This is a genomic window from Lentzea sp. NPDC006480 (assembly GCF_040611995.1).
GTDB lineage: Bacteria > Actinomycetota > Actinomycetes > Mycobacteriales > Pseudonocardiaceae > Lentzea.
In genome coordinates this window covers 19,292-28,280 of the sequence record NZ_JBEXPJ010000114.1, presented here as the reverse complement: position 1 = coordinate 28,280, position 8,989 = coordinate 19,292, and the positions used below count along the sequence as shown (strand labels likewise).

Below are 8,989 nucleotides of genomic sequence, written 5' to 3'. Positions count from 1 at the left end.
CGGTCATCCCGGTCGGCATCATCGGCACGGACAAGGTGCAGCCCGTCGGCCGCAAGATCCCGAGGATCGTCCCCGTGACCGTCCGGTTCGGCGAGGAGCCTGCGGTACTCGGGGATGCCGAGGAACCGGCGTGATCCCCAGTGGTGTTGTTCCACCGCAAGCGTTGTCACCGTTGCACTCTAGGCGTGTTGGGGTGAAAACCACGAAAGCCGGACCTCTCGGTCCGGCTCCCGTGGATCGGATGCCAGGTCGCCTCACGGCGCGGTGCACTACGCGGCTCCAGCCGAACGGTATTCCGCGAAGGCGGTTGTCTGTTGAGCCCGGGGGACACAAAGACATCCGACACCTGAGTCTAACGGGGCGCGGCCCTGAGTTGTTCCGGCGATCACGGGTGATTTCATGGTGACGTGCGTCCCGATGCCGAAGTCGAGCCAGGCTCCCTGTTGGTTGCCGCTCCGAGCCTGAACGACCCGAACTTCACGCGCACCGTCGTCTACATCATCGACCAGCGTCCTGAGGGGACCCTCGGCGTCGTGCTGAACCGTCCGTCCGAGGTGGCGGTGCACGACGTGCTGCCGCCGTGGGGTCCGCACGTGACGAAGCCGCAGTGCATCTACATCGGTGGCCCGGTCGAGCAGAAGACGGCGCTGTGCCTGGCGGCCTTGAAGGCGGGCACCGACCCGTCGGCCGTGGAGGGTCTGGTCGGCGTGCAGGGGCCGGTGGCGTTGATCGACCTCGACGCCGAGCCGGACGACCTGATGCCGCTGGTGCGCGGCCTGCGGGTGTTCGCGGGCTACGCGGGCTGGGGCGAGGGCCAGCTCGCGGGTGAGATCGAGCGCGGCGACTGGATCGTCGTGACCGGACTGGCCGACGACGTGCTCGTCGGCGCGAACGTCGACCTGTGGGGACGGGTGCTGCGCCGGCAGGGCATGCCGCTGGCGCTGCTGTCCACCTATCCCAAGGACGTCCGCGAGAACTGATTCACGTGAAACTTCGGGTTACAGGCCGGCCAGCGGGGAGCAACCGCCACCACCGCAGGCGCAGCCACCGCAACCCTTGGGCTTGACCGGCTCCGGCACCAGCGCCGCCGCCCGGCTGCCGACGATGCCACCGGCGAAGGCGATCGCGAGCGCGCCCACCAGTCCGATGATCCCAGCGGTGACGGCCAGGTCGGCCATGACGAACGACATCGCGCCGGACACGATCGCCACCACACCCGCCGCCACGTTCGGCACCCCGGCGACGCGGTTGGCCAGCGCGAACGTCTCCTCGTCGCGCAGAGCCGCCGCCGTGCGCACACCGACGTAGCGGTTGCGCCGCAGCTTGCCCTGCAGACCCAGCAGACCGACCGCGCCGAGAGCGACGCCGAGCACACCCAGGACGACCGACAGCACGATGTTCACCCCATGAGGGTAAGACGGATCGGCAGTTCACCTGGCAGTCACCCCGGTCAGGTGTGCTGTGCGCCATGCTCAGACGGCTCCTGCGCGTCCCCGTGCTGCAGAAGGCGCCCGGCGTCTACCTGGTGCTGGAGCGGTCGTTCACGTTTCCGGTGAGCAAGGTCGACAACCTGGAGGGCATGGCCTGGAGCCCGGACCGGACGTTGTGGCTGGTCTCGGACGACAACTTCAGCGCGGCCCAGGTCACCCAGTTCATCGCGCTTGCGGTGCGCTGATACCGTTGACGACATGAGCACGGCCCGCCTGCTCCTTATCTAGCCGCGCAGACCTGATCGCGAGACGGTCGGCGCGGCAGCCCCCATGCCCTCTCTGGGCTGGGGGTTTCGTCATGTCAGGGGCAGGAAAAGACGTGAGAGGGACGTTGAGATGAGCACGGACGCGGCGGAGACCCCCGCCTACCGCTACACCGCCGAGCTGGCGAACCAGATCGAGGAGCGGTGGCAGCGGTACTGGGAGGACCACGGCACCTACCACGCGCCGAACCCCGTGGGTGCGCTCAAGGGCGACGTCCCGAACGACAAGCTGTTCGTGCAGGACATGTTCCCGTACCCGAGCGGCGCGGGCCTGCACGTCGGCCACCCGCTGGGCTTCATCGGCACGGACGTCTTCGCGCGCTACCACCGCATGAACGGCCGCAACGTCCTGCACACCATGGGTTTCGACGCGTTCGGCCTGCCCGCTGAGCAGTACGCGGTGCAGACCGGGCAGCACCCGCGCGAGACGACCGAAGCCAACATCAACACGTACCTGCGCCAGATCCGCAGGCTGGGGCTGGGCCACGACGAGCGGCGCCGCATCTCGACGATCGACCCCGAGTACTACAAGTGGACCCAGTGGATCTTCTTGCAGATCTTCAACTCCTGGTACGACGCAGACGCGCGCAAGGCTCGTCCGATCGCCGAGCTGATCTCCCAGTTCGAGTCCGGCGAGCGCCCGGTCGAGGACGGTCGCAAGTGGTCTGAGCTGTCTTTTGCCGACCAGCAAAGGATCTTGGGCGAATTCCGGCTGGCCTACTTGTCGGAGGCGCCCGTCAACTGGTGCCCGGGACTGGGTACTGTGCTGGCGAACGAAGAGGTCACCGCGGACGGTCGCAGTGAGCGTGGCAACTTCCCGGTGTTCAGGAAAAACCTGCGCCAGTGGATGATGCGCATCACCGCGTACTCGGACCGGCTGATCGACGACTTGGACCGGCTGGACTGGCCGGACAAGGTCAAGGCCATGCAGCGCAACTGGATCGGGCGCTCGCACGGTGCCCGAGTCCGATTCGCGGTGGGAGACGAGAACATTGAGGTCTTCACGACCCGTCCGGACACACTGTTCGGCGCGACCTACATGGTCCTGGCACCGGAACACGAGCTGGTGGACCAGATTGCGGCGCCCGATCGCGTGGCAGACATCGCCGCGTACCGGCGCGCGGCGTCCCTGAAGTCCGAACTGGACCGTCAGGAGAACAAGGAGAAGACCGGCGTCTTCATCGGGGCGTACGCCACGAACCCGGTGAACGGCAAGGAAATCCCCGTCTACATCGCCGACTACGTGCTGATGGGCTACGGCACCGGCGCGATCATGGCCGTCCCCGGCCAGGACCAGCGCGACTGGGACTTCGCGAAGAAGTTCGACCTGCCGATCATCCGCACGGTCCAGCCGTCGGAAGGCTTCGAGGGCGACGCCTACACCGGAGACGGACCCGCGGTGAACTCCGGGTTCCTGGACGGCATGGCGATCGACGACGCCAAGAAGACGATCATCGGCTGGCTGGAGGAGAACGGCCACGGCCACGGCACCGTCCAGTTCAAGCTGCGCGACTGGCTGTTCAGCCGGCAGCGCTACTGGGGCGAGCCGTTCCCGGTCGTCTACGACGAGACCGGCACCGCGATCCCGCTGCCCGAGTCGATGCTGCCGGTCGAGCTGCCGGACGTCGACGACTACTCGCCGCGCACGTTCGACCCGGAGGACGCGGACACCGAGCCGTCGCCGCCGCTGTCGCGCGCTACTGAGTGGACGACGGTCGAGCTGGACCTGGGCGACGGGGTGAAGACCTACCGCCGCGACACGAACACGATGCCCAACTGGGCGGGTTCGTGCTGGTACCAGCTGCGCTACGTCGACCCGGTGGAGACCGAGCGGTTCGTCAACCCGGAGAACGAGAAGTACTGGCTGGGCCCGCGCACGGCCGAGCACGGCCCGACCGACCCCGGCGGCGTCGACCTGTACATCGGCGGTGTCGAACACGCGGTGCTGCACCTGCTGTACTCGCGCTTCTGGCAGAAGGTCCTGTTCGACCTGGGCTACCTGTCCGGCGACGAGCCGTACCGCCGCCTGTTCAACCAGGGCTACATCCAGGCGTACGCCTACCGGGACGCCCGCGGCTCCCACGTGTTCGCGGACAAGGTCGTCGAGAAGGACGGCAAGTTCTTCTACGAGGGCGAAGAAGTCACCCGTGAGTACGGAAAGATGGGCAAGAGCCTGAAGAACGTCGTCACGCCGGACGAGATGTGCGAGAAGTACGGCGCCGACACCTTCCGGTTCTACGAGATGTCCATGGGCCCGATGGACGTGTCCCGTCCGTGGGCGACCAAGGACGTCGTTGGCGCGCAACGGTTCCTGCAGCGTCTGTGGCGCAACCTGGTCGACGAGACCGACGGCTCGCTGCGCGTCACGGACGAGGAGCCGTCCGTCGAGGCCCTGCGGTTGCTGCACAAGACGATCGCCGGCGTCCACGACGACTACGCGAACCTGCGCTACAACACGGCGGGCGCGAAGCTGATCGAGCTGAACAACTTCGTCACCAAGCACTACGCCGCCGGCACGCCCCGCGCGCTGGCAGAGCCCCTGGTGCTGATGCTGGCTCCGCAGGCCCCGCACGTGGCCGAGGAGCTGTGGGCGAAGCTGGGCCGCGCCGACTCGCTGGCGCACGGCCCGTTCCCCGAGGCGGACGAGCAGTACCTGGTCGAGGACACGGTCGAGTACCCGATCCAGGTCAACGGCAAGGTCCGTTCGCGGGTCGTGGTCTCGGCTTCTGTCTCGCAGGACGAGATCAAGGCCGCGGCGCTGGCCGAGGAGAAGATCGCCGAGCTGGTCGCCGGTGGCGAGCCGCGCAAGGTGATCGTCGTGCCCGGCCGTCTGGTGAACGTCGTTCTGTAGTTCGTTCTGTAGTTCGTGCGGGCTGGCGCTGTCTCACGGCAGCGCCAGCTCCCTCGGCACCTGCTCGACGTCGAGTGACGGGTCGGCTGCGCATGTCGCCCGCAACGCTCCGATGAGCTCGCCGAGCGCGCGTTGGTGCGCCTTGATCGCGAGTTGTCCACAGGCTTCAGGCTTCTGGACCTGCGGTTATCCGGATCCGAGTAGCCTGTGGACAACGCCGGAACCAAATCGGGGGTTCGCGCGTTGCGTCACAAGGAAAAGGCGCGGGGGTGGCGAGCGCCGATTGCGGTCCACCGGATCGACGTGCGCGACCCGGCCGAGGTGCTGATGACCGGGCTCGCCGACAGCGCCTTCGACGTCAGCTGACCTGGTCTTCCTGGAAGCCGATGTCGGTGAGCATCTGGTCGAGCATGCTGTCGAACATCGGCTCCGGGTTGCTCACCGCGAACGGGAACCTCCCGAACACCTCCAGCGCCACGTGCCCGTACAGCCGCACCCACGACTGCACGACGTGGTAGATCTTGCCCAGGTTGAGGATGTCCTCGCCGATCTGGACGCCGTGCACCGACACCGCGTCCACCAGGACCTGTTGGAACCTGACCAGGTCCTCGTGCAGCACCTCGGGCACCTCGTCGTCCGCATGGGTGGCGACCAGGTTCGAGGCGATCAGCTGCCCGGCCAGCTGCAGGAACACCGAGCCGAACTGATCAGCGCCCAGTGGGTCCCTGGGTGAGGCGAAGACCAGGGCGAACTCCTGGGGATGAGCCAGCGCCCAGCGGCGGAAGGCTCGGCACACCGCCCTGACCTTGCAGCCCACGTGTCCCGTCTCCAGCGACAGGTCCGCGTAGAGGGCCGCCGCCATGTCGGCGCAGATGTCGTCGCAGAGCTGCCGCAATAGCGCGTCGTGGGAGTCGTAGTAGCGGTACAAGGCGGGCGCGGTGATGCCCAGCTCGCGTGCGATCGCACGCAGGGTCACTGCGTCGCGGCCGCGTTCCACCAAAAGGGCGCGGGCCGCCTGCCGAATCTCACGCTCGGTTTCTGCGCGGAGTCGTTCTCGGCGAGTGGCCTCGGTCATATGTCACTCCATCGGGTTGTAGACCCCGTCCACGGCCCCGTACGGTTTCAGTGAACGGTGTTTACAAGAGTTCACGGTATTTACAGCACGGTAACCCAGGAGGCCGTCGTCGATGTTCGCGAAGTGGGGATCTATCGCATATCGCCGCCGGTGGGTGGTGTTGATCGCGACCGTACTGCTCGCCGTGCTCGGCGGCGTGTGGGGACTGGGCGTGTTCGACAAGCTCAGCCAGGGTGGTTACGAGGCTCCTTCCAGCGAGGCGGCGCGGGCCGACAAGGTAGCTGAGGAGGCGTTCGGGCGGCAGAACGGTGATGTGATCGTCATTTACCGCGGCGATTTCGCCAACCCGCTCGAGCTCAAGAAGATCGCGGACCACATCAGCGGTTTCCCCCGCCACGACGTGCTCAAGGCCACCGGGCCGGTGCCGTCGGACGACAAGCAGCAGGCGCTGGTCGCCATCACGCTGACGAGCGGTGACTCGAACGAGCAGATCAAGCAGTTCGAGGACATTCAGAAGCAGCTGAACGTCGACGGCTTCACCCAGCAGGTCGGTGGGCTCGTGCCCACCCAGAAGGCAATCAACGACATGTCGCAGGAAGACCTCACGCGCGCGGAGATGTTCTCGCTGCCGCTGGTCCTGCTGCTGCTTGTGATCATCTTCGGCGGTCTCGTGGCCGCAAGTCTCCCCGTCGTCGTCGGCGGGCTCGCGATCATGGGCGCGCTCGGCGTGCTGCACGGCATCGCGACCTTCACCGAGGTCAACTCGTTCGCGGTCAACGTCGCGTCGTTGCTCGGCCTGGGCATGGCGATCGACTACGGCCTGTTCATGGTCGGCCGGTTCCGCGAGGAGCTCGCGGCAGGCCGCACGACCGAGCAGGCAGTCGGCCGGACGGTCGCATCCGCCGGTCGCACCGTGATGTTCTCCGCGACGTTGCTGGTCATCGCACTCGCCGGGCTGCTGATCTTCCCGCACGGCTTCCTGAAGTCCCTCGCGTACGGCGGCATGTCGTCGGTCGCGATCGCCGCGCTGGTGTCGTTGACGCTGCTGCCCGCGTTGCTGGGCGTGCTCGGCCACCGGGTCGACAAGCTCGCCATGCCGTGGCGCAAGAAGGAGCCGAGCGAACGGGGCTGGCGCAGCCTGAGCGGCAAGGTCATGAAGCGGCCGCTGCTGTTCGCGATCCCGTTGATCGCCGTCCTCGGGGCACTGGGCGCGCCGTTCCTCAACGTCCAGTTCGGCCAGGTCACCGAGAAGGTCCTGCCCGAGGGCAACGCCGTGCGCGTCGCCACCGAGAACATCAACCAGAACTTCTCCGCGCTCTCCAACACCGGCCTCAAGATCGTCATCAAGGGCGGCGACCAAACAGCCACGCAGCAGTACCTCGACAAGGTCAAGGACGTCACCGGCATCGGCGAGGTCCGGCCGATGGGCTCGGACAAGGGCGTCACGGCCGCGGCCGCCGGGCTGGAGCACGACGCGCTGAGCAGCGAGTCGAAGCAGGCGCTCAAGGACGTTCGCGCAATCACACCGCCGCCGAACTCCGAAGTCCTGGTCGGCGGCAACACCGCCATCGTCACCGACTCGCTCGACGCCATCGCCAAGGGCCTGCCGTTGATGATCGGGCTGCTGGTCGGCGCGACGCTGATCCTGATGTTCCTGGCGTTCGGCTCGGTCGTGTTGCCGATCAAGGCGGTCGTGATGAGCGCGCTGTCGCTGTCCGCCACGTTCGGCGTGCTGGTCTGGATCTTCCAGGAGGGCCACGGCGCTGACCTGCTCGGCGTCACGCCAGGGCCGCTGGAGTCCGGCATCGTGGTGCTGATGGCCGCGATCGTGTTCGGCCTGTCGACGGACTACGAGGTCTTCCTGCTCAGCAGGATGGTCGAGGCGCGCGGTCACGGCGCGACGACCGAGGAGGCGGTGAGCACCGGCCTGGCCAAGACCGGCCGGGTGATCACCTCGGCTGCACTGCTGCTGATCGTCGTCACCGGCGCGTTCGCGTTCTCGCAGGTCGCGATGATGCGGTTCGTCGGCGTCGGCATGATCCTCGCGCTGGCGCTCGACGCCACGGTGGTCCGGATGCTGCTCGTGCCGGCCGTGCTCAAGCTCCTCGGCAACGCTGCCTGGTGGTCACCGGGTCCGTTGAAGCGGATTCAGGAACGTCTCGCGCTTCACGACGAGCCGGTGGACGACTTCGACGACTGGGACGACGAGATCCGCGAGCCGGTCGCCGTCGGCTGACCGGGAGGGAAGGCGATCATGGCCGCGTCGAACTGGCGCGGCCCCGTCGTCTCCTGCAGCTCGTCCGGCTTCATCCGGTACGTGGCCAGCACCGCGTTCGAGCTGTCCAGGACGGTCGTCGTCGGGCCGGTCGCGAGGAACACCCTCGGGTCACCCGGCGCGATGGCGACCCCCGGAGTGTCGATCGGCAGGCGTTCGCGCACTGTCATGGTCGCCGTGTCGATGACCGCGACCGAGCCCTCCTTCGGCAGCGCCAGGTAGACCGTGGCGCCGTCCGGGGTGACGGCGACGCTGCCCGCTCCCCTGCCGACGCTCATCGAGCCGACGACCTGGTTCGTGGTCGTGTCGATCACGGTCAGCGTGCCCGGCGTCTGCTCGCCCAGCCGCATGCCGCTCACGTAGAGGCGCTTGCCGTCCGGGGAGATCGCCAGGTACTGCGGCAGCCCGCCGACCTGCACGGTCGAGGTCTGGAACGCCGTCGCGGTGTCGACCAGGCCGACGGTGCCGTCCTGCGCGTTGGCCACGTACAAGATCTGGTTGTTCGGGTGCACGGCGAGGCCCTGCGGCTGGCCCGGCACCTTGACCGCGGCGACCAGGCGGAAGGTCTCCGGGTCCACCACCGCCACGCTGCCGGCGGCCGACACGTAGAGACGCCTGCCGTCCGGGCGCATCACCGCCTGCGAGAGCTGGACCTGCGTGAAGAGCCGGTCGATGACCGCGCCGGTGTTCGGGTCGACCTCGGTGATCGCGCCGGTCCAGCCGTTGACGACGTAGAGGCGCTGACCGTCCGGCGACACGGCGACACCCGTCGCGCGACCCGCTGTGTCAGCGTGCGCGAGTACGGTGCCGCTTCTGGTGTCGACGACCTGGACGAGCCCGGTTCTGCCGACCACGTAGGCGCGCGGGGCTGCCGCTGCGGAAGTGGTCGTGAAGTCGTGCCGTTGCTCGACACCCATCGCCGCGAAGGCCGCTGAGAGCGCTAGAACCGCGGCCACGAGGCGTGGCTTTGCCATACGCCCGATGGGACCACTTCCGGGTGCTTTCGATCTACTTCCGTCACTCTTCAGAGGGAAA

General features: G+C 67.6%; 7 protein-coding genes and 2 pseudogenes. 6 read left to right on the top strand and 3 right to left on the bottom strand.

Annotated elements, in window-relative coordinates:
- Both ABZX92_RS32780 and ABZX92_RS32775 read left to right on the top strand, forming a co-directional pair.
- Positions 1-92: pseudogene (locus tag ABZX92_RS32780) on the top strand (1-acyl-sn-glycerol-3-phosphate acyltransferase); the annotation flags it as partial.
- A 315-nt stretch (positions 93-407) separates the two neighbouring features.
- Positions 408-980 (top strand): YqgE/AlgH family protein, encoded by a 573-nt coding sequence (locus ABZX92_RS32775; RefSeq protein ID WP_355567965.1) that lies wholly within the window; start codon positions 408-410, stop codon positions 978-980.
- An 18-nt stretch (positions 981-998) separates the two neighbouring features.
- Here ABZX92_RS32775 and ABZX92_RS32770 read toward each other — a convergent pair whose 3' ends face one another.
- The gene (locus ABZX92_RS32770) at positions 999-1,403 is read right to left on the bottom strand and encodes an SdpI family protein (protein ID WP_052684865.1); all 405 of its coding nucleotides are present in this window, start codon (positions 1,401-1,403) and stop codon (positions 999-1,001) included.
- A 143-nt stretch (positions 1,404-1,546) separates the two neighbouring features.
- Here ABZX92_RS32770 and ABZX92_RS32765 point away from each other — a divergent pair.
- From ABZX92_RS32765 to ABZX92_RS32755, 3 genes and pseudogenes are all read left to right on the top strand, one after another.
- A pseudogene (locus ABZX92_RS32765) lies at positions 1,547-1,675 on the top strand (esterase-like activity of phytase family protein); the annotation flags it as partial.
- A 151-nt stretch (positions 1,676-1,826) separates the two neighbouring features.
- Positions 1,827-4,604, top strand: a complete 2,778-nt coding sequence (leuS, locus tag ABZX92_RS32760; protein WP_355567962.1) for a leucine--tRNA ligase — start codon at positions 1,827-1,829, stop codon at positions 4,602-4,604.
- A 243-nt stretch (positions 4,605-4,847) separates the two neighbouring features.
- A complete protein-coding gene (locus ABZX92_RS32755; RefSeq protein WP_355567959.1) occupies positions 4,848-4,970 on the top strand; it encodes a hypothetical protein in 123 nt (40 codons plus the stop codon).
- Here ABZX92_RS32755 and ABZX92_RS32750 read toward each other — a convergent pair.
- Complete coding sequence (locus ABZX92_RS32750; protein ID WP_355567956.1) at positions 4,963-5,679, bottom strand: TetR/AcrR family transcriptional regulator; 717 nt, start codon at positions 5,677-5,679, stop codon at positions 4,963-4,965. The two genes, ABZX92_RS32755 and ABZX92_RS32750, sit on opposite strands and share 8 nt — an antisense overlap.
- Positions 5,680-5,836: 157 nt before the next feature.
- Between ABZX92_RS32750 and ABZX92_RS32745 the strand changes: the two genes are divergently transcribed.
- Positions 5,837-7,915: an MMPL family transporter gene (locus ABZX92_RS32745; RefSeq protein ID WP_355567954.1), complete on the top strand. Its 2,079-nt coding sequence runs from the start codon at positions 5,837-5,839 to the stop codon at positions 7,913-7,915.
- Here the strand turns inward: ABZX92_RS32745 and ABZX92_RS32740 are convergent.
- The gene (locus tag ABZX92_RS32740; RefSeq protein WP_355567951.1) at positions 7,846-8,928 is read right to left on the bottom strand and encodes a hypothetical protein; all 1,083 of its coding nucleotides are present in this window, start codon (positions 8,926-8,928) and stop codon (positions 7,846-7,848) included. The two genes, ABZX92_RS32745 and ABZX92_RS32740, sit on opposite strands and share 70 nt — an antisense overlap.
- Positions 8,929-8,989: the final 61 nt, after the last annotated feature.

What these genes read in the sequence shown, in the direction of transcription:
- ABZX92_RS32750 (WP_355567956.1), bottom strand. Translation starts at nt 5,679, where the DNA reads ATGACCGAGGCCACTCGCCGAGAACGACTCCGCGCAGAAACCGAGCGT.
- leuS (WP_355567962.1), top strand. Translation starts at nt 1,827, where the DNA reads ATGAGCACGGACGCGGCGGAGACCCCCGCCTACCGCTACACCGCCGAG.
- ABZX92_RS32740 (WP_355567951.1), bottom strand. Translation starts at nt 8,928, where the DNA reads ATGGCAAAGCCACGCCTCGTGGCCGCGGTTCTAGCGCTCTCAGCGGCC.